We start from the raw sequence: 24136 nt of genomic DNA, 5'->3' as shown, positions 1-24136 counted from the left end.
ACAAAGGTTGCCGCTGGAGGCGGCAAAGTTAAAGAGTAATGGTTGATCAGCGTTTGAGCATTGCCCGGATATCGGCCAGGGCGTTGTTGCCGCGAGCGGCCTTAACCTCGACCGGTGCATCGTCGAGGCCCTCCCAGGCCAGGTCGTCCGGCGGCAGTTCGTCGAGGAACCGGCTGGGCGTGCAGTCGATGATTTCACCGTACTGTTTGCGCTTGGCAGCGAAGGTGAAGGCCAGGGTCTGGCGCGCGCGGGTGATGCCCACGTAGGCCAGGCGGCGTTCTTCTTCGATGGTATCGGCCTCGATGCTGGAGCGGTGCGGGAGGATTTCCTCTTCCATGCCCATGATGAACACGTAAGGGAATTCCAGGCCCTTGGAGGCGTGCAGGGTCATCATCTGCACGCCCTCGGCGTTCTCTTCCTCTTCCTGCTGGCGCTCGAGCATGTCCCGCAGCACCAGCTTGCCGATGGCGTCCTCGATGGTCATGTCACCCTCTTCGTCCTTCTCGAGGGTGTTCTTCAGCGCTTCGACCAGGAACCAGACGTTGCTGATGCGGAACTCGGCAGCTTTGTCGCTGGCGGTCTGCTGGCGGATCCAGTTCTCGTAGTCGATGTCGCGGATCATCTCATGCAGTGCGGCAATCGGGTCTTCCAGGGCAACCTTGTGGCGCACCCCGTCCAGCCAGTGCTTGAAACGCTGCAAGCGCTCGGTGTAGCGCGCGTCCAGGTGCTCGCCCAGGCCCAGCTCTTCGCTGGCGGCGTACATCGAAATGCCGCGCTCGGTGGAATAGTTGCCAAGCTTTTCCAGGGTGGTGGAGCCGATCTCGCGGCGCGGTACGTTGATTACCCGCAGGTAGGCGTTGTCATCGTCCGGGTTCACCAGCAGGCGCAGGTAGGCCATCAGGTCCTTGACCTCCTGGCGGCCGAAGAAGCTGTTACCGCCCGACAGGCGATACGGCACCTGGTGGTGCTGCAGCTTCAACTCGATCAGCTTGGCCTGGTAGTTGCCCCGGTAGAGGATGGCAAAATCGCTGTACGGGCGGTTGGTGCGCAGGTGCAAGGTGAGGATTTCCATGGCCACACGTTCGGCCTCGGCTTCCTCGTTCTTGCAGCGGATCACGCGGATCTCGTCGCCCACGCCCATTTCGCTCCACAGTTGCTTCTCGAACGCATGCGGGTTGTTGGCGATCAACACGTTGGCGCAGCGCAGGATGCGGCTGGTGGAGCGGTAGTTCTGTTCGAGCATGACGATCTTCAGGGAGGGGTAGTCCTCCTTGAGCAGCATCAGGTTCTCGGGGCGCGCACCACGCCAGGCGTAGATCGACTGGTCGTCGTCGCCCACCACGGTGAACTGGTTACGCATGCCGATCAGCATTTTTACCAGCAGGTACTGGCTGGCGTTGGTGTCCTGGTATTCGTCCACCAGCAGGTAGCGCACACGGTTCTGCCAGCGCTCCAGCACCTCGGGGTGCTCCTGGAACAGCTTGACCGGCTGCAGGATCAGGTCGTCGAAGTCCACCGCGTTGAACGCCTTGAGCGTTCGCTGGTAGTGGGTGTAGACGATGGCGGCGGTCTGCTCGCGCGGGTTGCGCGCCTTTTCCAGGGCCTCTGGCGGCAGGATCAGGTCGTTCTTCCAGGCACCGATCATGTTCTTGATCTCGTCGATGCCGTCGTCGCCGGAATATTCTTTCTGCATGATGTCCGACAGCAATGCCTTGATGTCGGACTCGTCGAAGATCGAGAAACCCGGCTTGTAGCCCAGGCGCTCGTGCTCCTTGCGGATGATGTTCAGGCCCAGGTTGTGGAACGTGCACACCGTCAGGCCGCGGCCTTCCCCCGGACGCAGCAAAGTCCCGACTCGCTCCTTCATCTCGCGCGCGGCCTTGTTGGTAAAGGTCATCGCGACGATGTACTGGGCACGGATGCCGCAGTTCTGGATGAGGTGGGCAATCTTGCGCGTGATTACGCTGGTCTTGCCCGAACCTGCACCGGCGAGCACCAAAAGAGGGCCGCCGACGTAGTCACGGGCTTCCTGTTGCCGGGGATTGAGTCGGGACATGCTAGAAACCGGGGGTCGCCAGAAAATAGCCGCGCATTCTAACAGGCATGGGGCGGTTGTGGCGCGACCGTCTGACGTCTGAGTCAGACTTTTGTGCAGCCGTGAGTATTAGTCAGACTAATGCCATGTACTGGAAAAATCGTATTTGCCGACCGGTCAGGTTTCGCGCAGGATGCACGACAAAATACGTCGGGACGCAGCACCTTTCACTGCATGTATAAAAGTGTAAATCATTTTCATTAATGCAGTAGCATACCCGATCTCTCCCGTAGCACCGTAAAGCCCTAAGGAGCCCGCTTGTCCACGCCTGTCGAACCTCTGCGTTTGCTGCTGTTGGCTGATGAGCCGGAATGGACCGTGCTGCTGCGCGATTGCGTGCAGGCACTGGACGGCAGCGCAGTGCTGTTGACCGCACCGAACTGGGAAGCGGTGGACAGCCTGTTCAGCCACGACCGCCAAGCCGTGATCCTGGCAACCTCGGCACTGCAACCAGCGCCCGGGCGCTGCGAGCTGCCGACGATCCTGCTGCTCGACCACGAGCCTGCGGCTGCACCCAGCGGTGTCAGCGACTGGCTGGTACGTGGCCAGCTTAACGCCGATACCCTGCGCCGCTCACTGCGCCATGTGCGTGAGCGCGGGGTGCTGGTGGCTACCTTGCAACGCCTGGCCGAGCAAGACCCGCTGACCGGCATCGCCAACCGCCAAGGCTTCCAGGCCCTGCTTACCGCACGCCTGGCCGAGAATGAAGGCCGTGGCATTGCCCTTGGCCATCTCGACCTGGACAACTTTCGCCATGTCAACGATGCCCTTGGCCATCAGAGCGGCGACCGTCTGATCCTGCAGGTGGTGGCGCGGCTGAAGCACCAGCTGGAGGCGGGCGACCAACTGGCACGCTTGGGCAGCGACGAATTCGCCTTGCTGATCGACACCCGCCGCGACGCCAACCGCGCCGAGTGGATTGCCGAGCGTATCGTCGAGGCCCTGGCCGAACCCTACTGGATCGACGGCGAAAGCCTGCTGCTAGGCTGCAGCCTGGGCCTGGCCCATGCTCGTGCCCAGGGCGGCGCCGACCCGTTGATGTGGCACGCGCATATCGCCATGCGCCAGGCCAAGGGCAGCCAGGGCTGCACCTTCCATGTCTTCAATGAACGTATCAACCGCAACGCCCGCAGCCTCGCCGACCTGGAAAGCGAGCTGCGCCGCGCCCTGCGCCGTGACGAACTGGAACTGCACTACCAACCGCGGCTGAACCTGGCTGACGGGCGTATCGTCGGCCTTGAGGCGCTGGTGCGCTGGCGGCATGCCGAGCGCGGGTTGCTGCCGCCCAGCGAGTTCGTGCCGCTGGCCGAGCAGAGCGGGCTGATCGTACCGTTGGGCTACTGGGTGATCTCCCGCGCCCTGCGCGACATGCAGGCGTTGTGCGAGCGCGGCCTGGAGCCGCTGCACATGGCGGTCAACCTGAGCTTCCGCCAGTTTCAGGACAGCCAGTTGCTGGCCACCTTGAGCCGGCTGATCCTCGAGCACGGCGTAGACGCCCGCTGGCTGGAATTCGAACTGACCGAAACGGCGGTGATGCGCCGCAACGAACTGGTGCGCCAGACCATGGACGCTCTCGGCCGGTTGGGCGTGCGCTTTTCGCTGGATGACTTTGGCACCGGTTTTTCGTCGTTCGTCCACCTCAACAGCCTGCCGATTACCTTGCTCAAGGTGGACCGCAGCTTCGTTGCCGAGATGGAGATGCGCGAAGAGAATCGCAAGCTGGTGCACGCCATGATCAACCTGGCGCACAACCTCAACCTCGAGGTGGTGGCTGAAGGGGTGGAAAGTGAAGAGCAGCTGGCATTGCTGCGCGGGTTTGGGTGTGACCAGGTGCAGGGCTTTTTGGTCAGCAAGCCGCTGCCGGTGGCGGAGTTGATCGATTTTCTGCTGGATTGCAGCAGGCCGAAGCTGGTTAGCCTGTGACATCGCAGGGGAGAGCTTGGCCCTCCATCGCAACACCAGGCCGCTCCCCCATGCCATGTGGGAGCGGCCTGGTGTTGCGGTAGGGCGGCAGAGCAGCCCCGACTATCACACTGGCACTGCGGACCTGTCGGGCACACCAGCCTTTCTCATCAACCGCTTCATCCGCCACTCAAAGCCAAACGTCAGCGCCACCGCCGCACACGCCAGGCCCAGCGCCAAGCCCCACCAGATCCCGACCGCCCCACCACCCAGGTTGAACGCGAACAGCCAGGCACTCGGCGCGCCCACCAGCCAGTAGCAGCAAAGCCCGATCAGGAAGGTGGTCTTGGCATCCTTCAGCCCGCGGATAGAGCCCATGGCAATGGTCTGCATGCCATCGAACAACTCGAACCACGCGGCTACCATCACCAATTGCACCGCCAGGTGATAGATGGCTGCAAAGCCTGGGTCATTCCGATCGATGAACAACCCCACCAGTGCATCGGGCAGCAGCAGGAACAGCGCTGCGAAAGCAAACATGATGGTCGCGCCAAAGCCAATGCCCACCCGCCCGGCGCTGCGCGCCGCCAGCAGGTTACCGGCGCCGTAGTACAGGCCTACGCGCATGGTCACTGCGTAAGACAGCCCGGTCGGCACCATGAACGCCGTGGACACGATCTGCAGGGCGATCTGGTGCGCCGCCAGTTCGGTGCTGCCCAGCACACCCATGCACAGCGCGGCGAAGGCGAACAGGCCCACTTCCACCATGTACGTGCCGCCAATCGGCAGGCCCAGCCGCCACAGTTCGCGCAGCGCCGGCAGCGACGGGCGCGACAGCCCCTTGCGCAGCGGATAGGCGGCGTAGGCCGGGTGCCAGCGGATGTACAAGGCCAGGGCGATGGCCATGCCCATCGACACCACTGCGGTGACCAGGCCGATGCCCATCAGCCCCAGCTTGGGCAGGCCGAACATGCCCTCGATCAGCGCCACGTTGAACAGGTAGTTGAGCACCGTACCTACCAGGCTGATGACCATCACCGGGGTCGAGCGGCCCAGGGCGCTGGTGAAGCCGCGCAAGGCCATGAAGGTCAGGTAGCCCGGCAGGGCCAGCGGCAGCAGGGTCAGGAACTGCGCAGCCGAAGCCACGTTCTCGGGTTTTTGCCCGAACAGCAGCAGCACCGGTTCAAGGTTCCACAGCACCAGCGCGGCGAACAGTGCCAGGCCCCAAGCCAGCCACAGGCCGCTCTGTGCCAGGCGCGTGGCGCCTTCGATGTCGTTGGCGCCCTTGCGAATCGCGACCAGGGTGCCGACCGCGGCGATCACGCCCAGGCAAAAGATCGACACGAACGAATAACTTGCCGCCCCCAGGCCACCACCGGCCAGGGCTTGCGGGCTGATGCGAGCCATCATCAGGGTGTCGGTCAGTACCATCAGCATGTGCGCCAACTGCGAGGCGATCAGCGGCCCGGCCAGGCGCAGCAAAGCCTTGAGTTCTGTGGTGGGCGCAACGTGCATGAGGGCTGTCCTTCTTCCTGGGGTGATGACCGAAGGGCGATTCTGAGGCTTCGGTCAACTTTGCACAAAAGGATAAAAGCGATGGTTGCCATGATTTGAACTCATGTATGTATGCTCATTGGTGATTCAGCCCTCACGCCCATTTTGCAGGTGCCTCATGCCACGCCAGCTACCACCGTTGTATGCCCTACGCGCATTCGAAGCTGCCGCACGGCTCAGCTCCTTCACCCGCGCTGGCGAAGAACTGTCGATTACCCAAAGTGCCGTAAGCCGGCATATCCGCACGCTGGAAGAGCATTTTGCCTGTCGCCTGTTCGTGCGCAGCGGGCGCAGCCTGCAACTGACCGAGGCGGGGCGGGTGTTGCTGCCGGGGGTGCGTGAAGGGTTTGCAGCGTTCGAGCGGGCCTGCGAAACCTTGTGTGGCGAAGATGACATCCTGCGCATGAAGGCACCTTCGACCCTGACCATGCGCTGGTTGCTGGCCTGCCTGAGCCGCTTTCGCCACCTGCAGCCGGGTAACGAGGTGCAGCTGACCAGCGCCTGGATGGACGTGGACCATGTGGACTTCAGCCAGGAACCGTTCGATTGTGCGGTGTTGCTCAGCGACGGGGTGTTCCCGCCGGACTGGGAGGTGCGCAAGCTGTTCCCGGAGTTGTTGATCCCCGTCGGTGCCCCAGACCTGCTCGACCAAGAACCTTGGGACGTCTGCAGGCTTGCCGGCATCGAGCTGTTGCACCCCACGGTGGATAAACGCGACTGGCGCGAATGGCTGGAGCGCATGGGCCTCAGCGACAAGGTGTCGCTCAAGGGGGGGCAGGTATTCGACACCCTGGAGCTGGGCATGATTGCGGCAGCGCGTGGCTACGGGATTTCAATGGGCGACTTGCTGATGGTGGCCGAGGATGTGGCGCAGAATCGCCTGAGCCTGCCTTGGCCGACCGCAGTGCCCAGTGGCATGGATTACTACCTGGTGTGGCCGCGGACCCGGCGCGGGGGGGAGCGCTTGCGGCGGTTGAGCGCGTTTCTTGAGCAGGAGGTGGCGGCGATGGACTTGCCCGACGTGGAAATCCTGCCACCCGTCTGATCTTCTGCACAGGCCAAACTCCTGTAGGAGCAGCCGTGCGCACGGCCTGACCCTGCCAGTGCCTGTGGGAAGGCCGGAACAGACGATGGAAAACGTTTGCGAATATCCCGGCCCGACACTCAAGTATTTGCCAGCGACGCCGATCCATTGGCACCAGCGTCCCGGAAGAGGGCGCGCTTCCCGTCTACAAGAATGCGGGCGGTCAGCGTGATCAGGATGATCCCGGCCTCTTGCCAGGAGCTTCCCATGTCTCAACCGCGTGCCCGCATCGCCTCGCAACTCGGTGTCGCCCTCGCCATCGTGCTGGCGTTGGTGATATCCGGCAGTACCCTGTTCGCCCTGCGTTCGCTGGACGATGCCAACCTCGCCACGCGTCAGGCCCACCTGGCCAGTGAAGCGCGCCTGCTGGCCGACCAGCTCGACACGTTCCACAGCTCGCTGAAGGACAATACCCAGCGCCTGAGCGGCCTGTTCGAGAGCCGCTTCGCCTCGGGCCTGTCGCTGCATGCTGGCGAGACCGTGCAGGTCGCCGGGCAAGCCACGCCGGCCTTGTACCAAGGCGACCACCTGCTGAACAACGACTTTCAACAGGTGGACGAATTCCAGCGGATGACCGCTGGCATAGCCACCTTGTTCGTGCGCAGTGGCGACGACTTCGTGCGCATCAGCACCAACTTGAAGAAGCAGGATGGCAGCCGCGCCATCGGTACCCAGCTCGATCGCCAGCACCCGGCCTACCCCAAGCTGCTGGCCGGGCAAATGTACGTTGGCCGCGCCGTGCTGTTCGAGCGCAACTACATGACCCGCTACGTGCCGGTGAGCGACAGTAATGGCCGCGTGATCGCCGTGTTGTTCGTCGGTTTCGATTACACCGACGCGCAGAACGCCCAGTTTGCCAACCTCAAGCGCTTCCGCATCGGCCAGACTGGTTCGCTGGCGTTGCAGGACGAGAAGGGCCAATGGCTGGTACCGCCCGCCAATGCCGAGCAGCCGCTGTACAGGGTCACAGCGCCCTTTGCCGAAGGCCCGTGGACGGTGGTGGCGAGCATGCCGATGGCGGAAATTCGCGAGGTGACCTGGAGCGTCGGCCTGCGCCTGGCCATTGGCAGCTTGCTGGCCATGCTGCTGGCTGTGGCAGCCACACTCTGGTTACTGCGGCGTAAGTTGCGCCCGCTGGACGACCTGGTGCGTCAGGCCGAAGCGCTTGGAGCTGGCGACCTGAACGCGCGGCTGAGCGTGACCAGCCATGACGAAATCGGCCAGCTGGCCCGTAGCTTCAACCAGATGGGCGAGGCGTTGTCGACCATGGTCGAGCATATCCGCAGCGCTTCCGAGCAAGTCAGCACCCGCGCCCGTTCGCTGTCCGGCTTGTCTGCTGGTGCTTGCGAGGGTATGGACCAGCAGTCCGGCGAAATCACCAGCATGGCTGGTGCGGTGGAGGAGTTCAGCGCCACATCCATGAACATCGCCGACAACATGGCGGGCACTGAGCGTATGGCGCGCGATAACGCCCAGCAGACCCGCATCGGCCGCAGCGCCATGGATGAGGCATCGCGCTCGCTGAAGCAGATTGCCGAGGCCCTTGGTGGTACCGCCACGGTGATGGATAGCCTGGGGGCCCGTTCGCAAGAAATCGGCGGCATCATCAGCGTGATCACCGCAATTGCCGAGCAGACCAACTTGTTGGCGTTGAATGCGGCCATCGAGGCGGCCCGCGCCGGTGAGCAGGGGCGTGGCTTTGCAGTGGTGGCTGATGAGGTGCGTGGGTTGGCAGCACGAACCCGCCAGGCCACCGATGAGATCTCTGGGATGATCACCAGCATCCAGCAGCAGACCGGACATGCCATCACCACGCTGGAGCAGGGTAACCAGCTGATGCAGGAAGGTCTGGAGCGTAATGACAAGGTGGCAGAGGCGCTGGCGCGTATCGACGAGCAAAGCCGCGCGGCGGGCGAGCAGTTTGCTGTGATCAGTACGGCGACCCAGGAGCAGAGCAGCACGGCGACCGTGCTCAGCCGCAACTTGCAGAGCATTGCCCAGGCCAACGGCGAGCAACGTGAGGTGGCCAATGAGCTGGCGTTTACCGCACGGGAACTAGAAGGGTTGGCGGCGCAGTTGCGCCAGGAAGTGGACCGCTTCCGCTGAAACAGCCGCCTGCATGGTACCTGTAGGGGCAACGTTCGTGCTCAAGCGCTAAGGCTTGAGAAACCTTGGTGGAGGCGGGCACGCCCGCTCCCACAGGCGCCCCCGGCCCCTCTACAGGCTTACATCGAACCCAGGTTCAATGCTTGCGCGCAGGCTTGCAGCGAGCGCCGCTCGCTCTGTGCATACAGCGCCAGCTCATCCTGCACTTGCAGCCCCAACGCCGCTTCAAATGCATCGCGGTTGGCATTGCTGCCGTACTCGGCCTGCGCATCGTCACCCAGGTTGGACTGGAAGATCCCCGCCGCACTCACCGGCAAAAAGTCCTCGTACACCAGTGCCTCGAAGTGCACATGGCCCGCCTCGATCAAGCCCTCCAGGGTAGTCGGGCGGCCAGCTTGGTCCCGCGCAGCCAGGCCTTTCTCGGTGGCGAAGTAGCGGAAGTAGGCCAGGCCCTGCTCGCGCATCTGCGCCAGGTCATCCGGGAACTCGGCAAAACTTTCCTTCAGCAATGCCATGTAGCGCTCGGCGTTCGCTTCGGCCGGTGCACCACCGAGGGCCGCGCGGGTCGCATCAAGCAGCTTGTCGTAAAGCAGACGGCCTTTCGGCGTGAGTGCCGCACCCCGTTGCTCGATCTCGCCAAAGCGCGCGGTGTGGCTGCCTTCGCTGCCCTGTTGGTCGCTGAAGGCGACCTTTTCCTGCAGGGCCTTGAAGCTGGTTTGGCGCAGCAGGATCGGGTGGCGGCGGGTGGGCGGGCCTTCGACCACGGCTTTTGGCGGGATGCCTTTGGCCGGCATGCCGACCTGAATCGCATCGATGTCCAGCGTGCGGGGGGTCAGGTGGTTGATGTGCGGGCCCTTGAAGGCCACCACGTCGGCAATCAGGCGGTGCTGGTCGTGCAACTGCTGGTACTGCTCGGCGGTGACGGTGGCGTCATGGTGCCAGCGGAATGTGTGCAGCGCTTCCTGCACGAACGCTTCGGCGTCTGCGGCGTTCAGGCCGCCGTCGCGCTCGCACTGGGCGATCAGTTCAAGGGCGCGGGCGGTGAAGATCTGGCGCTTCGCCAGAATGCCCTGTGCCAGCTCACGCAGCTGCGGGTTGTCGATCAGCTCCAGGCGCAGCAGCGAGGTGAATACGCGGAACGGGCTGACGTGCAGCGACTGCTCGTGCACGGCGCGGAAGGCAGTGGAATGCACAGGCACGCCGGCAGAGCTGAGGTCGTAGTAGCCAACCGGCTGCATGCCCATTACCGCGAACAGGCGGGCGATGGTTGCCAGTTCCTCGGCGGTGCCAACGCGGATGGCGCCATGGCGCTCGTGGTCCAGGCGCTCGATTTCGCCAGTCCAGCGCAGGGCCTGGGCGACCTCGGGCTGTTGGGCCATGACCTGCTGGTTGATTTCGCTCACCAGCTCCAGCAGCGTGCCGTACAGCGGCACTTCCTGTTTGTACATGAGCGACATGGCGGCAGAGAACTGCGCGCGAATGCTGTCGGGGCTGACGAAATCATGGGCGGGCATCGCTAGCTTCCTGGTTAGGTTCGGACGCTTACATGAAAGCTGGGAATGCACTTGGCTCACAAGCGAAAAAAAGTGAGTGTGTCATTCCTTTTTTGATCGACCTCAGACCTCTTTCGCGGCTAGACCCTTCAAGCCTGCAGCTGTTCGTGAATCCACTCCACCAGCGCCCGCACCTTGGGAACCTCCGCCGCATGCTCAGCATACGCCAGGTAATGCGCCCCGGTGCTGCGCATCGCATGGTTCCACGGCACCACCAGGCTACCGTCCGCCAATTCCTTCGCGGCCAGATAACGTGGCACCAATGCCACCCCGCACCCCGCCTGTGCCGCACTCAACGCCATATAGAACGTATCGAAGCGCGGGCCGTGGTAGGCGCTGACGCTCTGCAGGTCCTGCTCCAGGAACCATTCATGCCAGGCCTCCGGCCGCGAGGTACTTTGCAGCAGTACCAGCTCGGCCAGCTCCTCGGCACCCCCAAGCTCACGCCCGGCCAGCAGCTCCGGCGCGCATACCGGCACCACTTCTTCGCGGAACAGTTCCACGCAGGTAGCCCCCGGCCAGGTACCTTGGCCATAGAAGAACACCACGTCAGCCGAGCCCTGCAGCAGGGCGAACGGTTCCATCTCGTTGCGAATATCCAGGTGGATATTGCTGTGCCGTTTGCCGAACCCCTTGAGGTGCGGGATCAACCAGCGCACGCCAAAACTCGGTTGAGTGGCTACCTTCAATATCTCGGTCTGCTCGCCGTAGGTGAGTACGTAGCGGCTGGACATGTCCACCTGGGTGAGGATTTTGTTGACCTCGGCCAGGTACAGGCTGCCGGCTGGGGTTAGCTGCAAGCGCCGGCGGATGCGCAGGAACAGGTGATGGCGCAGCATGTCTTCCAGCTGCGCCACTTGCTTGCTGACGGCGCTCTGGGTGAGGTGCAGTTCTTCGGCGGCACGGGTAAAGCTCAAATGGCGGGCTGCAGCTTCAAAGCACTGCAGGGCGGTCATGGAGGGCACCAGGCGTTTGGACATAGTGGTCTCTGCGGCTCAAATCATTACCTGGCGGAATGATATGCGGAATAAAGGTCGTTTGTTGTACCCATGTGATCGGATTAATACTGATCCACATCATTTTTCCACCCCATCACCGATGTAGGAGATGCACAAATGGTTGCTGGATTGCTCGAGCGCCTTGGCGTTGCCGCCGAGGCTTACACCCAGGGCGACTACCCTGTTCACACGCCGATCGACGGCAGCCAGATCGCCTCGGTGAAACTGCTCGGCAAGGCCGAGACCATCGCCCGCATCGATCAGGCCCAGAGCGCCTTCGAAGCCTGGCGCACTGTGCCGGCCCCACGCCGTGGCGAGCTGGTGCGTCTGTTTGGCGAAGTGCTGCGTGAACACAAGGCCGACCTCGGCGAGCTGGTCTCGATCGAAGCCGGCAAGATCACCCAGGAAGGTCTGGGTGAAGTCCAGGAAATGATCGATATCTGCGACTTCGCCGTTGGCCTGTCACGCCAGCTCTACGGCCTGACCATCGCTTCCGAGCGCCCGGGCCACCACATGCGTGAAACCTGGCACCCGCTGGGCGTGGTCGGGGTTATCAGCGCCTTCAACTTCCCGGTTGCCGTGTGGGCCTGGAACACCGCCCTGGCCCTGGTGGCCGGCAACTCGGTGGTATGGAAGCCGTCCGAGAAGACTCCGCTGACCGCCCTGGCCTGCCAGGCGCTGTTCGAAAAAGCCCTGAAAGCCTTCGGCGACGCTCCGGCTGGCCTGGCGCAACTGGTCATCGGCGGCCGTGAAGCCGGCGAAGCCATGGTCGACGACCCGCGCGTACCGCTGGTCAGCGCCACCGGCAGCACCCGCATGGGTCGCGAAGTCGGCCCGCGTGTGGCTGCCCGCTTCGGCCGCAGCATCCTCGAACTGGGCGGCAACAACGCCATGATTCTGGCCCCGAGCGCCGACCTCGACCTGGCCGTGCGCGGCATTCTGTTCTCTGCGGTGGGTACCGCCGGCCAGCGCTGCACCACCCTGCGCCGTCTGATCGTGCACCGTTCGATCAAGGACGAAGTGGTTGCCCGCGTCAAAGCTGCCTACGGCAAAGTACGCATCGGCGACCCACGCAAGGACAACCTGGTTGGCCCGCTGATCGACAAGCTGTCGTTCGACGCCATGCAGGGCGCGCTGGCCAAGGCCCGCGACGAAGGTGGCCAGGTGTTTGGTGGCGAGCGTCAGCTGGCCGATCAGTACCCGAACGCCTACTACGTGTCGCCAGCCATTGCCGAAATGCCGGCGCAAAGCGACGTGGTACGCCACGAAACCTTCGCCCCGATCCTCTACGTACTGGCCTATGACGACTTCGAAGAGGCCCTGCGCCTGAACAACGAAGTGCCACAAGGCCTGTCGTCGTGCATCTTCACCACCGACATTCGTGAAGCCGAGCGCTTCCAGAGTGCTTCGGGGAGCGATTGCGGTATCGCCAACGTCAACATCGGCACCAGCGGCGCTGAGATCGGCGGTGCGTTCGGTGGCGAGAAGGAAACCGGCGGTGGTCGTGAGTCGGGCTCGGATGCCTGGAAAGGCTACATGCGTCGCCAGACCAACACTGTGAACTACTCGCGTGAACTGCCGTTGGCGCAGGGTATCGTGTTCGACTGATGTATTGATGTTGCATGGCCGGGGGCGTGGCCCCCGGTTCGCGGGGCAAGCCCGCTCCCACAGGATCTCCGCTGGCCTTCAGGCCTGTGTGGTCCCTGTGGGAGCGGGCTTGTCCGGCGAATGGGCGGCAGCGCCGCTCCAACCGCTACAAGAACAACACTGCTGGAGCCGGCCATGTCCGAACTGCGTCAACAATGCTTGTGGGAACACGTCAGCAAACCGACCGTCGCCGCCCAGGCCCTGGCCGGTGAGCACAAGGCTGATGTCTGTGTGATCGGCGGCGGTATTACCGGCCTGTCGGCGGCCATCCACCTGCTCGAACAGGGCAAGTCAGTGATCCTGCTGGAGGCCTGGAAGATCGGCCACGGCGGCTCGGGGCGCAACGTCGGCCTGGTCAACGCCGGTACCTGGATCCGCCCCGACGACGTCGAGGCCACCCTTGGCCAGAAGCAGGGCAGCCGCCTGAACAAGGTGCTTGGCGAAGCCCCGGCTGAAGTGTTCGCCATGATCGAGCGGCTCGGCATCGACTGCCAGGCCCAGCACAAAGGCACGCTGCACATGGCGCACAACGCCACCGGCATCGCCGACCTCGAGGCCCGCCACGAACAATGGCGCCGCCGCGGTGCCGACGTAGAGCTGCTGACCGGCGCCCAATGCCAGGAATACTGCGGTACCAACAAGATTTCCGCCGCGCTGCTCGACCGGCGCGCCGGCACCATCAACCCGATGGGCTACACCCAGGGCCTGGCAGCTGCCGTGGCACGCTTGGGTGGCAAGCTGTTCCAGCAGTCCTCGGTCGAAGGCCTGGAGCGTGATGGCGACGCCTGGCGGGTGAAGACGGCACGTGGCTCGGTGCGCGCCGACAAGGTGGTGATTTCCACTGGTGCTTACACCGAAGGCGACTGGAGCAACCTGCAGAAGCAGTTCTTCCGCGGCTATTACTACCAGGTGGCGTCCAAACCGCTGCAGGGTGCGGCGGCCGACAAGGTGCTGCCACACGGGCAAGGTTCGTGGGACACCCGCACCGTGCTCAGCAGCATCCGCCGTGACGACCAGGGCCGCCTGCTGCTCGGCAGCCTGGGCCGAGTCGACAACAAACCGTCCTGGTTCGTGCGCAGCTGGGCTGACCGCATTCAGAGCCATTACTACCCGGAGCTGGGCAAGGTCGAGTGGGACATGCACTGGACCGGCTGCATCGACTTCACCCCCGACCACCTGATGCGCCTGTTCGAGCCGGCGCCTGGGCTGGTGGCAGTGACCGGGTACAACGGGCGCGGCAATACCACCGGCACCGTGATTGGCCGGGCGTTTGCCGAGTTCCTGCTGAAGGGTGAGGCGGACAGCCTGCCGATTCCGTTTTCGCCGATGAGCGGCGTGAGTGCACCTTCGCTGCGGACCGCGTTCTACGAGTCCGGCTTCTCGCTTTACCACGCGGGGCAGTGTCTGAGGGTAGTGTTGTAAGGACACTGGCCTCTTCGCGGGCACGCCCGCGAAGAGGCCGGCGCAGGCTTACTTGTGCAGCCAGCTGAGGAAGCCGCCTTTCTTGATCAAGGTCGGCTTTTGCAGCAACAACGACTCCCGGCTCTGCCGCCGGAACCGCTGCAATTTGCTCAGCGCCGTCTGCACGTCGCCACGCTGCTGCAAACAGGTCTTCACCTGTTCCTTGTCGATCCGGTACAGCACGCAACTGGTCAGCGTACGGAACTCGGCAAACGAATTGTCTTCGTCGATGATCCCCTCGACCCCCAATACTTCACCCGGTCCCATGCGCCCGGCTTCCAGCAGCTTCTCGCCATCGCGCACCGATGCCGACACCACACCGCTGCCAATCACCAGCAAATGATCGGAATGCTCGCCCACGCCGAGGATCACCTGGTCCGCCAGGTACTCCACTGCGGTCATGCGCTGGCTCAACGCATCCCGTTCCTCATCGCTCAGCGAGCGGAACACCCGCACTTCGTCCAGGACCTCGCGCTGGCGGCTGCGCGCAGGCAGGGTCAAATCGACGTTCCACATCACCCCGCTGGCCTCCAGATGGCGGTGCGCCAGGTCGAACAGCTGGTTGCGCGTTTCGGTCTTGCGTGCAGCCTCGGCAATGAAGCCACTGGCTTCGTATTCCACAGACTCCAACGTGGACGTTTTCACCGATACCTTGGCCGCAGGTGAGGCGAGCAGGGCAGTTGTGCCCTGCAAGGCCTTTTCCAGCGCATCGAATACCTTCCTCGGGCGCACCTTGGCCGGTACCACGACGCTGATGGCCACGCCGTGGCGGTCGGCCGGTCGGCTGTGGTTGAGCAGCTTGGCCTTGGCCGCTACCGAGTTGGGAATGACCGCCAGGCTGCCGGTGCCGGTAATCATGCGCGTCGCCCGCCAGTCGATATCCACCACCTTGCCTTCAGTGCCGTCGATCGAGATCGAATCGCCAATCTGATAGGGCCGCGTGGTATTCAGCACGATGCCGCTGAACACATCTGCCAAGGTGCTTTGCAGGGCCAGGCCGATAACGATGGCCATCACCCCGGACGTGGCCAACAGGCCCTTCACCGGCAGTTGCAACACATAGCCTGCGGCCGCGACCACGGCAGCGAGGAAGATCAACGCGCCTAGCACATCCTGCAGCAAGCGCCCGCCATGGCTGCCACGGGCTACCAGCAGCAGGCCGAATACCACGGTTACCGTGCGCGCGCCGAACAGCCACCAGCCAATCGTCAGCACCGTGGCCATCAAATTGCGGGGAACATCGTCGGGCCAAGGAGGCGGTTGCAGCGGGCTCATGCCGGCGGCCACCAGCACCGAGCTGAACACTACGAAGATCACCAGCCGTGTGCCGATGCGCCAGGCCCGGCGCTGGATGGGGATTGATTGCCAGAGCACCAGGTCAAGCAGGATCAGGGCGGTACCGAGCAACAACGGGGACGACTGGATGAACGCCAGCATGATGATCTCGGGTAGAGGGGAGGGCTGTGGGTAGTAATAGAGCAGGTTGCTGTTGCAAGCAATGGGGCTGGCGCAGTGCCTGTGGATGCCGGCACGCCCGCGAAGCGGCCAGCAAATTCCAGGGTCAAATCATCGTTCACATAACAGAACGCTAAAGCCAAAAACCGCTATCTACCGCTCCAAAGGTGATGGTTTTAATCTTCTCCCATCAACGCGAAACACCCAACTTACTGAAAATCAAAACCCTTAGGAGCTACCCCCATGAACAACTTCAAATACAACCGCCTGAACAAAGACGACGCCGCCGTACTGCTGGTTGACCACCAGGCGGGCCTGCTGTCCCTGGTCCGCGACATCGAGCCGGACGCCTTCAAGAACAACGTGTTGGCCCTGGCCGACCTGGCCAAGTTCTTCAACCTGCCGACCATTCTTACCACCAGCTTTGAACAAGGCCCCAACGGCCCCCTGGTGCCCGAGCTGAAAGCACTGTTCCCGGACGCGCCGTACATCGCCCGCCCAGGCCAGATCAACGCTTGGGACAACGAAGACTTCGTCAAGGCAGTGAAGGCCACCGGCAAGAAGCAGCTGATCATTGCCGGCGTGGTAACCGAAGTGTGCGTAGCCTTCCCGGCGCTGGCCGCCCTGGAAGAAGAGTTCGACGTGTTCGTGGTGACCGATGCCTCCGGCACCTTCAATGCCATGACCCGCGACGCCGCCCATGACCGCATGAGCCGTGCCGGTGCGCAACTGATGACCTGGTTCGGCGTGGCCTGCGAGCTGCACCGCGACTGGCGCAACGACATCGAAGGCCTGGCCGCGCTGTGCTCCAACCACATCCCGGACTACCGCAACCTGATGACCAGCTACAACGCCTTCAACGCCAACAAATAAGCGCAAACGCCGCGGGCACCGCCAATCGGTGCCCGCCCAGGGCAGCACACCTATCCAATCCAGCGCCCGTCCGCCGTTGCACAGTGGATGCGGGCAAGCTCATCCCAAGGAACGCCGATGAACACCGCACTCCATGACAACCGCGAAGTGGTGACCGTATGCCTGCAACACAAAGTGCTTGATCGCTCGCCGGGCACCCCGGCAGCGCAACCGCCGCGCTGGAAGCAGGCGCTGCTGACCTACTTGGTGATCTGCCCGATGACCATGGTCGTCCCGCAACTGCTGGCGCCGCTGTTCGCACGCTTCCCGCAGCTGGGCGGCGTGATCACCGGCAACCTGATCGTCAACCTGTTCGTCATCCTGCCCGTGGTGTTCTACATCATGCCTTGGGTAACTCGCCGCTGCGCCAACTGGCTGCGCGGCTGAGCCGACGCCTATACCTCGAAACGTTCAAGGAGATACCGTTATGAGCACGTTCGTTACCCGCGATGGCACGTCGATCTATTTCAAGGACTGGGGCAGTGGCAAGCCTGTGCTGTTCAGCCACGGCTGGCCGCTGGACGCCGACATGTGGGATTCGCAGATGGAATTCCTGGCCAGCCGCGGTTACCGCACCATCGCCTTCGACCGCCGGGGTTTCGGCCGTTCCAGCCAGCCATGGAACGGCTACGATTACGACACCTTTGCCGATGACATCGCCCAGTTGATCGAGCACCTCGACCTGCGCGACGTCACCTTGGTGGGCTTCTCGATGGGGGGCGGTGACGTCAGCCGCTATATCGCCCGCCACGGCAGCGAGCGGGTGGCCGGGCTGGTGCTGCTGGGCGCGGTAACCCCAGTGTTCGGCAAACGTGACGACAACCCTGAAGGTGTCGACCTGTCGGTGTTCGAAGGTATTCGCGCCGGCCTGCGTGCCGACCGAGCGCAATTCATCGCCGATTTTGCTGCGCCTTTCTATGGCATCAACCATGGCCAGCAGGTGTCCCAGGGCGTGCAGACGCAGACGCTGAACATCGCGCTGATGGCGTCCATCAAGGGCACCCTGGATTGCGTGACGGCGTTCTCCGAAACCGACTTCCGCCCGGACATGGCCAAGGTCGATGTGCCGACCCTGGTGATTCATGGCGATGACGACCAGATCGTGCCATTCGAGACCACCGGCAAGCAGGCCGCAGAGCTGATTCGCGGGGCGGAGTTGAAGGTGTATGCCGGGGCGCCGCACGGTTTTGCAGTGACCCATGCGCAGCAGCTGAATGAGGACTTGCTGGCGTTCCTTCAGCGGTAATTGTGGGAAACATTCGCGGGTGAACTCGCTCCTACAGACGTTCGCAGTCCGTTGTAGGAGCGGGTTTACCCACGAAGAGGCCGGCCCAGACAGCAAAAAGCTTGACCAGGGCTAACCTTCTTCAACCCACCGCACATCCATCCAAGCCCAAGCCTTGCATCAACCGGCATGCTTCGCAGTCCCCCTGCCGGCCCTCGTCGGAGAAGCTTATGTCCCAGGACCGCAACGACAAGACTCGTCGCCAGTTCCTCGCCACCAGCACCGTGCTCGGTGCCGCCGGCGCGCTCTGGTCCGCATTGCCCTTCACCGGCCAAGCCGGTTCCGCTCACGCATCCAGCCAAGGAGGTTCCATGACCGCCGACCTGATTCTGTTCAACGGCAAGCTGCACACCGTTGACCGCGAAAAGCCCACCGCGACCGCCGTCGCCATCAAGGACGGCCGCTTCGTCGCCGTGGGTAACGACGCCGAGGCCATGGCCCACAAGGGCGCCGCCACGCAAATCATCGATCTCAAGCAACGCACGGTGATTCCGGGCCTGAATGACTCGCACCTGCACCTGATCCGCGGTGGCCTGAACTACAACCTCGAACTGCGCTGGGAAGGCGTGCCGTCGGTGGCTGATGCCCTGCGCATGCTCAAGGACCAGGCCGCGCGTACGCCAACCCCGCAGTGGGTGCGGGTAGTCGGTGGCTGGAACGAATTCCAGTTCGCCGAAAAACGCATGCCCACCCTGGAAGAAATCAACCAGGCTGCGCCCGATACCCCGGTATTCCTGCTGCACCTGTACGACCGCGCGCTGCTCAACCGCGCTGCGCTCAAGGCTGTCGGCTACGACAAGAGCACCCCGAACCCGCCAGGTGGCGAAATCCAGCGTGACAAGTTCGGCAACCCGACCGGCATGCTGATCGCCCGCCCCAACGCAATGATCCTCTACGCCACCCTGGCCAAGGGGCCGAAGCTGCCGCTGGAGTACCAGGTCAACTCCACCCGCCAGTTCATGCGCGAACTCAACCGCCTGGGCCTGACCAGCGCCATCGATGCCGGCGGTGGCTACCAGAATTTCCCCGATGACTACTCGGTGATTCAGGAGTTGGCCGACAACAACCAGCTGACCGTGCGCATCGCCTACAACCTGTTCACCCAGAAGCCCAAGGAAGAGCTGGACGACTTCAAGAAGTGGACGTCCAGCGTCAAGCTGCACAGCGGTACCGACTTCTTGCGCCACAACGGCGCTGGCGAAATGCTGGTGTTCTCCGCCGCCGACTTCGAGGACTTCCTCGAACCGCGCCCGGACCTGCCGCAGACCATGGAAGAGGAGCTGGAGCCGGTGGTACGCCACCTGGTCGAGCAACGCTGGCCATTCCGCCTGCACGCCACCTACAACGAGTCGATCACGCGCATGCTCGACGTGTTCGAAAAGGTCAACCGGGACATCCCGTTCAATGGCTTGCCGTGGTTCTTCGACCACGCCGAAACCATCACCCCCCAGAACATCGAGCGCGTGCGGGCGCTGGGTGGCGGTATTGCCATTCAGGATCGCATGGCCTTCCAGGGTGAGTACTTCGTCGATCGTTACGGCGCCAAGGCTGCCGAACAGACCCCGCCGATCAAGCGCATGCTCGACATGGGCGTGCCGGTCGGTGCCGGTACCGATGCCACCCGAGTGTCCAGCTACAACCCGTGGACTTCGCTGTACTGGCTGGTCAGCGGCAAGACCGTTGGTGGCATGGAGCTGTACCCGGAAGGCCTCAGCCGTGACACTGCTTTGCAGCTGTTTACCCAAGGCAGTGCCTGGTTCTCCAGCGAGCAAGGCAAGAAGGGCCAGATCAAGGTCGGCCAGCTGGCTGACCTCGCGGCGCTGTCGCTGGACTTCTTCAGCGTCGAGGAAGAGGCGATAAAGGGCATCGAGTCGATGCTGACCATCGTCGACGGCAAAGTGGTGTATGCAGCGGGTGAGTTCGATCGCCTCGGTCCACCCCAGGTGCCGGTCTTGCCCGAGTGGTCTCCGGTGGCCAAGGTGCCGGGCCACTGGCGTGTGGGTACGCCGTCGCTGGCGGCCGCCGTGCACCAGTGCTCGGGGCCGTGCGGAGTGCACGCACACAGCCATGACAAGGCGCGTAAATCGAGTGTTCCGGTCAATGACTTCCAGGGCTTCTGGGGGGCGCTGGGCTGTTCGTGCTTCGCCTTCTAAGCTGAGCTGAAGTAAAGAGGGGGCCAAGATCTGGCCCCTTTCTTGTGTCTCAAGGGCCGCATCAAGGGTGAGCCCGATGCTCCCCGCCAGCCAACAGATGCCGAATTCGCACTTCAACCCCAGCGGTCTGCAGCATCCGCACCCGCGCCTCGATCTTCAGTTCCCCCCGGGTCACCCGATGGTGATGCCTCAGATGCTCAAGCCACGATTCCTCGAAGAAAAACTCCAGCCACAACGCAGGATCAGCGCTGTCGCGCATCAACCCCCAGGACAATGCGCCATTTCGCTTGCGCATTGCCTCCAGCTCTCGCGCCGCCAGCTGGAATGCTTCGCCTTTGGCCGGCTCGATATGGTACTCCACGGTCACCATAACCGGCCCGCTTTCCTTGTCCACGTCATCGCCAAGCACCGGCACCGGCCAATGCAGAGACGGCGTCAACTCCTCGGCGTCGGTGTCCGGCAGTGTCACCTTGCAAGTCAGCAAGGTGCCCAGCAGCAGGCCCCCAGCGGCAACCAGCAGGCTGATGGTGATCGATACATGGCTGGCCACGGTACCCCAGAGCAAGCCACCACTGGCCATGGCACCAAAGAAGATCAGGATGTACACCGACAACGCCCGCGCCCTGACCCAGGCCGGTACTGAGGTCTGCGCCGCCACCTGCAGGTTGGACAGCACGGCAATCCACGCCGCGCCGCTGAGCAGCATGGCCGGCAGCAGCACATAGAAATTGCGCACCAACGCCAGGGCCAGCAGGAAAAGGGCATACAACAGGCTGGCGAGCAGCACCAGGCGGTCACGGCTGATGCGTTCACGCAGGCGTGGCAGCAGGGTGGCACCGGCCACCGCGCCGATGCCGATGGCTGCCAGTAGCAGGCCGAAATCGGCGGCAGTGCCGTGCATCTCGCCGCGCACGATCAACGGCAGCAGCGAAGTGCCGGCGCTGGCGCAGAAGAAAAACGCCAACGCCCGCAACAGCACCGCCTGCAAGGGTTTGGCACTGCGTGCAAAACGCAGCCCGGTGCGCATGGCGGCGACAAACCGCTCCGCCGGCAGCAGGGGCTCCTTCACCTCACGTTTCCACAGGAACAGCACCAGGATCACCCCGGCGAACGAAATGGCGTTCAGGGCAAAGGTCAGCCACGGGCCGACCATGCTCACCACCACGCCGGCCAGCGCCGGGCCTATGGCGCGGGACACGTTGATGCCGACACTGGAAATGGCCACTGCATTGGCCAGGTCTTCCTTGCCCACCAGTTCCGGCGTCAGTGCGCTCCAGGCCGGCATCATCAGCGCGGTGCCGATACCCAGTGCCAGGGTCAGCACCAGCAGCAGCGTAATGTTCATCAGGCCGAGCAGCGTCAGCGCTGCCAGCGCTACGGCCACCGTCGACATCCACAGTTGCACCAGCAGCAGGTAGCGGCGTTTGTCGACGATGTCCGCTGCCGCGCCTGCGGGCAGGGCCAGGAAGAACATCGGCAGCGAGCCGGCTACCTGGATCAACGCCACGTGCAGCGGGCTGGTCGACAGCGTGGTCATCAGCCAGCCGGCGCCCACCTCGTGCATCCAGGTGCCGATGTTGGAGGCGATGGTGGCGATCCACAGCATGCGGAACGTGCTGTTGCGCAGGGGGCTCCAGGCGCCTGAAGGTGAGGTGCTCATGTCAGAAGCTGCCTTTGAGTGGGTATTCGATGATCAGGTAGATGCGGTCGATGTCATCGCCGGCCTGGGCCTGGTTGGCACGGTGGCTGACGTGGGAGAACGACAGGCTCAGGTCCTTGGCGGCGCCCGACTGCACCACGTACTTCAGGTCGATGTCGCGTTCCCAGTGTTTGCCGCCGTCGCCGTACTGGTTCACGTACGCCCCGCCCGCCGATGCGTGGCTGCCGTCGATGCCACGGCCACTGACGTAGCGGCCCATCAGGCTCAGGCCAGGCATACCGAAAGTGGCGAAGTTGAGGTCGTAGCGCAGTTGCCACGAGCGCTCGCCGGGCCCGTTGAAGTCGGCGTACTTGATCGAGTTGGCCAAGTAGATGGAATCGCCACCGACGAAGTCGAACGGGGTGTTGCCCTCGACTTTCTGGTAGGCCAGGCTCAGCGCCTGGGCGCCGAAACTGTATTTGGCCAGAAGGCTGTAGGCGAGGGTGTCGATTGCGCCCGCGCTGGCGTTGCCGGTGTCGCGGGTTTTGTACAGGTTGCCGTCCAGGCGCCAGTTGCCTTCAGCCAGGTTCAGGTTCAGGTAGGCCTGGCGCCAGGTGTCCTGCAACTGCCCGGCATACAGCGCGCCGCCGAACGGGCCTGCGGGCGCGAAGGTGGCGCCGGCCAGGCTGATTGCACGGTTGTGAGTGCTGGCGCCGTAGCCGCTGAAGTCGTCATGGGTAGAGCTGTTGTCCTGGTTGTTGAAGGCGGTGAAACGCCCGGCCTGGAGGCGCCAGCCGGGCAGGTCGGTGTTCTCCACGAGCCAGCCGGTGGCGTATTCGGGGTGCAGGCGTTTGTCGCCGGTATCGAATACCGGTGTTTCCACCATCATCTCGCCATAGCGCAGGCGGGTATTGCCCAGGCGAAGTTTGAGTGCGGCACCAGCGCTGGAATAGTCGGACTCGGCGCGGCCATCGCTGTCGCGTGGCAGCAGGCCGGTGCCGGCATGGCCGCGGCCGCCGTCGAGCTTGAGGCCGATAAAACCGTGGGCATCGATGCCCACCCCGACAGCGCCCCCGATGAACCCGGAGCGTACCTCGCCGATGAAGCCCTGGGCCCATTCCTGGCGGTAGTTCTGGCCGCTGGCGGAAGGTGAGCGGAAGTCGCTGTGCAGGAAATAGTTGCGGCTGAGCAGCGACCAGCCGGGTTCATCGGCTTGGCTGAATGTGGGGCACAAGGCGAGCGTGGCGAGCAGGGCGCGGCCCGGTCCGTGAGTGGCGCGGATCATGAAGGCTCCGGAGGGGATGATCCGGGACTGTGGAGCAAGCGTAGGCCAGCGGTCTTGTAAGGGTGTGCTGGGGGAGGTGCGTTACTTGTGCTCGCACCCTCATTGCAGGAGCGGCTTTCACCGCGAAGACGCCGAGACAGGCTGCCTAGACGCTGAACGCCTGGACAATAGCCTCTATCACCACCCGCACCCGCGCGGTGTGCCGCACATCCTGATGGGTTACCAGCCAGATGTCGTAAGGCTTGCCCGGCGCCCATACCTGCTGCAGGCCATCGCGCTCCCCCAGTGGCACCGGCAGCTCACCCAGGCCGATACCGCTTGCCAGCGCCCGCCGCACCATCAGACCCGAGGTGCAGGTCATTGCAACCCGCCCTTGAGCAATCGACTCGCCCGCCAGGGTCACCTCTTTGCCGCTGTCCAGGTACGGTTGGTAGATCACCAGTTCGTGCCCGGCAAATGCGCTGCCCGGCGGGGGTTCACCGCGTCGCTGCAGGTATTCGCGAGAAGCGAAAAGCCCGCTGTGCCAGCGCGCCAGCCGCCGCACCACCAGCTCGGGGTTATCCGGCTTATGTGTACGCACAGCGATATCGGCCTCGCGCTGGCTGAGGTTGAGCATCTGCGTCGAAGCGTGCAGTTGCACTTCGATACCCGGGTGGTCGAGGCGCAGGCGGGCAATCGCCGGGATGATGAAGTCGAGGGCGAAGGAATCGGTGGTGGTGACCCGCACTGCGCCGCTCAGGCGCTCATCCATGCCAAGAATCTGCCGCTGCAGGCCGGCGGCGGCCGTCTCCATCTCGAGTGCCGCACGCATCGCCACTTCGCCGGCGCTGGTCAACGAATAGCCGTTGGAGGTGCGCAGGAATAGGGTCGCGCCCAGCGCACTCTCCAACGACGACAGCCGGCGGCCGACGGTTGCCTGGTCCACACCCAGGCGACGGGCTGCGCCTCGCAAAGTCTGCTCGCGGCACAGCGCGAGAAAGACGCGGGTATCGTCCCAGTTCATCAAC

The 24136-nt window shown here is 63.6% G+C and carries 17 protein-coding genes and 1 pseudogene; 10 read left to right on the top strand and 8 right to left on the bottom strand.

The window, feature by feature from the left end; genetic code table 11:
• Positions 1–46: 46 nt before the first annotated feature.
• Entirely contained in the window at positions 47–2056 is a 2010-nt protein-coding gene (gene rep, locus DMX11_RS04445) for a DNA helicase Rep (protein ID WP_105947259.1), read from the bottom strand.
• A 297-nt stretch (positions 2057–2353) separates the two neighbouring features.
• Between rep and DMX11_RS04440 the strand changes: the two genes are divergently transcribed.
• On the top strand, positions 2354–4018 hold the full coding sequence (locus DMX11_RS04440; protein ID WP_110743401.1) for a bifunctional diguanylate cyclase/phosphodiesterase: 1665 nt from the start codon (positions 2354–2356) through the stop codon (positions 4016–4018).
• Between the two features lie 105 nt (positions 4019–4123).
• Here the strand turns inward: DMX11_RS04440 and DMX11_RS04435 are convergent, their stop codons facing one another.
• Complete coding sequence (locus tag DMX11_RS04435) at positions 4124–5512, bottom strand: NorM family multidrug efflux MATE transporter (protein WP_110743400.1); 1389 nt, start codon at positions 5510–5512, stop codon at positions 4124–4126.
• A 157-nt stretch (positions 5513–5669) separates the two neighbouring features.
• Between DMX11_RS04435 and DMX11_RS04430 the strand changes: the two genes are divergently transcribed.
• The 3 genes and pseudogenes from DMX11_RS04430 (at position 5670) to DMX11_RS26370 (ending at position 8741) form a co-directional block, all read left to right on the top strand.
• Positions 5670–6596, top strand: a complete 927-nt coding sequence (locus DMX11_RS04430; protein ID WP_110743399.1) for a LysR substrate-binding domain-containing protein — start codon at positions 5670–5672, stop codon at positions 6594–6596.
• A gap of 192 nt (positions 6597–6788) precedes the next feature.
• Positions 6789–7886: pseudogene (locus DMX11_RS26375) on the top strand (Cache 3/Cache 2 fusion domain-containing protein); the annotation flags it as partial.
• The gene (locus tag DMX11_RS26370) at positions 7881–8741 is read left to right on the top strand and encodes a methyl-accepting chemotaxis protein (protein ID WP_371921782.1); all 861 of its coding nucleotides are present in this window, start codon (positions 7881–7883) and stop codon (positions 8739–8741) included. The pseudogene DMX11_RS26375 and the gene DMX11_RS26370, both read left to right, overlap by 6 nt.
• A 119-nt stretch (positions 8742–8860) precedes the next feature.
• Here the strand turns inward: DMX11_RS26370 and DMX11_RS04420 are convergent, their stop codons facing one another.
• Both DMX11_RS04420 and DMX11_RS04415 read right to left on the bottom strand, forming a co-directional pair.
• The gene (locus DMX11_RS04420) at positions 8861–10255 is read right to left on the bottom strand and encodes a VOC family protein (protein ID WP_110743397.1); all 1395 of its coding nucleotides are present in this window, start codon (positions 10253–10255) and stop codon (positions 8861–8863) included.
• Between the two features lie 128 nt (positions 10256–10383).
• On the bottom strand, positions 10384–11274 hold the full coding sequence (locus DMX11_RS04415; protein ID WP_110743396.1) for a LysR family transcriptional regulator: 891 nt from the start codon (positions 11272–11274) through the stop codon (positions 10384–10386).
• A gap of 135 nt (positions 11275–11409) precedes the next feature.
• Between DMX11_RS04415 and DMX11_RS04410 the strand changes: the two genes are divergently transcribed.
• Together DMX11_RS04410 and DMX11_RS04400 are read left to right on the top strand one after the other, a co-directional pair.
• On the top strand, positions 11410–12900 hold the full coding sequence (locus DMX11_RS04410; protein WP_016712672.1) for an aldehyde dehydrogenase family protein: 1491 nt from the start codon (positions 11410–11412) through the stop codon (positions 12898–12900).
• A gap of 174 nt (positions 12901–13074) precedes the next feature.
• Positions 13075–14361 (top strand): FAD-binding oxidoreductase, encoded by a 1287-nt coding sequence (locus DMX11_RS04400; protein ID WP_110743394.1) that lies wholly within the window; start codon positions 13075–13077, stop codon positions 14359–14361.
• A gap of 48 nt (positions 14362–14409) precedes the next feature.
• On the opposite strand, the gene DMX11_RS04395 is transcribed toward DMX11_RS04400, so the two are convergent.
• Positions 14410–15837, bottom strand: a complete 1428-nt coding sequence (locus tag DMX11_RS04395; protein ID WP_110743393.1) for a mechanosensitive ion channel family protein — start codon at positions 15835–15837, stop codon at positions 14410–14412.
• 261 nt (positions 15838–16098) lie between these two features.
• On the opposite strand from DMX11_RS04395, the gene ycaC reads away from it, so the two are divergent.
• The 4 genes from ycaC to DMX11_RS04375 all read left to right on the top strand — a co-directional run bounded on the left by ycaC (position 16099) and on the right by DMX11_RS04375 (position 20205).
• Positions 16099–16728, top strand: coding sequence for an isochorismate family cysteine hydrolase YcaC (gene ycaC, locus DMX11_RS04390; RefSeq protein ID WP_110743392.1), 630 nt, complete (start codon positions 16099–16101; stop codon positions 16726–16728).
• Between the two features lie 117 nt (positions 16729–16845).
• Positions 16846–17154, top strand: a complete 309-nt coding sequence (locus DMX11_RS04385) for a hypothetical protein (protein ID WP_110743391.1) — start codon at positions 16846–16848, stop codon at positions 17152–17154.
• A gap of 40 nt (positions 17155–17194) precedes the next feature.
• Positions 17195–18013, top strand: a complete 819-nt coding sequence (locus DMX11_RS04380) for an alpha/beta fold hydrolase (protein WP_110743390.1) — start codon at positions 17195–17197, stop codon at positions 18011–18013.
• A 350-nt stretch (positions 18014–18363) separates the two neighbouring features.
• Positions 18364–20205 carry an amidohydrolase gene (locus DMX11_RS04375; protein ID WP_177410709.1) on the top strand — a complete coding sequence of 614 codons (1842 nt, stop codon included), beginning with the start codon at positions 18364–18366 and terminating at the stop codon, positions 20203–20205.
• A 61-nt stretch (positions 20206–20266) separates the two neighbouring features.
• On the opposite strand, the gene DMX11_RS04370 is transcribed toward DMX11_RS04375, so the two are convergent.
• The 3 genes from DMX11_RS04370 to DMX11_RS04360 form a co-directional block, all read right to left on the bottom strand.
• Entirely contained in the window at positions 20267–21865 is a 1599-nt protein-coding gene (locus tag DMX11_RS04370; protein WP_110743388.1) for an MFS transporter, read from the bottom strand.
• A gap of 1 nt (position 21866) precedes the next feature.
• Positions 21867–23129, bottom strand: coding sequence for an OprD family porin (locus DMX11_RS04365; protein ID WP_110743387.1), 1263 nt, complete (start codon positions 23127–23129; stop codon positions 21867–21869).
• 145 nt (positions 23130–23274) lie between these two features.
• Complete coding sequence (locus DMX11_RS04360) at positions 23275–24132, bottom strand: LysR family transcriptional regulator (protein WP_110743386.1); 858 nt, start codon at positions 24130–24132, stop codon at positions 23275–23277.
• Positions 24133–24136 lie beyond the last annotated feature (4 nt).

Source organism: Pseudomonas sp. LB-090624, from assembly GCF_003205205.1.
Taxonomy (GTDB): Bacteria; Pseudomonadota; Gammaproteobacteria; order Pseudomonadales; family Pseudomonadaceae; genus Aquipseudomonas.
This window is presented reverse-complemented; position numbering and strand designations above follow the sequence as displayed.

Bases quoted from the DNA above. Each gene is read 5' to 3' on its own strand.
- rep (WP_105947259.1), bottom strand. From the start codon at position 2,056: ATGTCCCGACTCAATCCCCGGCAACAGGAAGCCCGTGACTACGTCGGC.
- DMX11_RS04435 (WP_110743400.1), bottom strand. From the start codon at position 5,512: ATGCACGTTGCGCCCACCACAGAACTCAAGGCTTTGCTGCGCCTGGCC.
- DMX11_RS04430 (WP_110743399.1), top strand. From the start codon at position 5,670: ATGCCACGCCAGCTACCACCGTTGTATGCCCTACGCGCATTCGAAGCT.
- DMX11_RS26370 (WP_371921782.1), top strand. From the start codon at position 7,881: ATGGGCGAGGCGTTGTCGACCATGGTCGAGCATATCCGCAGCGCTTCC.
- DMX11_RS04420 (WP_110743397.1), bottom strand. From the start codon at position 10,255: ATGCCCGCCCATGATTTCGTCAGCCCCGACAGCATTCGCGCGCAGTTC.
- DMX11_RS04415 (WP_110743396.1), bottom strand. From the start codon at position 11,274: ATGTCCAAACGCCTGGTGCCCTCCATGACCGCCCTGCAGTGCTTTGAA.
- DMX11_RS04410 (WP_016712672.1), top strand. From the start codon at position 11,410: ATGGTTGCTGGATTGCTCGAGCGCCTTGGCGTTGCCGCCGAGGCTTAC.
- DMX11_RS04400 (WP_110743394.1), top strand. From the start codon at position 13,075: ATGTCCGAACTGCGTCAACAATGCTTGTGGGAACACGTCAGCAAACCG.
- DMX11_RS04395 (WP_110743393.1), bottom strand. From the start codon at position 15,837: ATGCTGGCGTTCATCCAGTCGTCCCCGTTGTTGCTCGGTACCGCCCTG.
- ycaC (WP_110743392.1), top strand. From the start codon at position 16,099: ATGAACAACTTCAAATACAACCGCCTGAACAAAGACGACGCCGCCGTA.
- DMX11_RS04385 (WP_110743391.1), top strand. From the start codon at position 16,846: ATGAACACCGCACTCCATGACAACCGCGAAGTGGTGACCGTATGCCTG.
- DMX11_RS04380 (WP_110743390.1), top strand. From the start codon at position 17,195: ATGAGCACGTTCGTTACCCGCGATGGCACGTCGATCTATTTCAAGGAC.
- DMX11_RS04375 (WP_177410709.1), top strand. From the start codon at position 18,364: ATGACCGCCGACCTGATTCTGTTCAACGGCAAGCTGCACACCGTTGAC.
- DMX11_RS04370 (WP_110743388.1), bottom strand. From the start codon at position 21,865: ATGAGCACCTCACCTTCAGGCGCCTGGAGCCCCCTGCGCAACAGCACG.
- DMX11_RS04365 (WP_110743387.1), bottom strand. From the start codon at position 23,129: ATGATCCGCGCCACTCACGGACCGGGCCGCGCCCTGCTCGCCACGCTC.
- DMX11_RS04360 (WP_110743386.1), bottom strand. From the start codon at position 24,132: ATGAACTGGGACGATACCCGCGTCTTTCTCGCGCTGTGCCGCGAGCAG.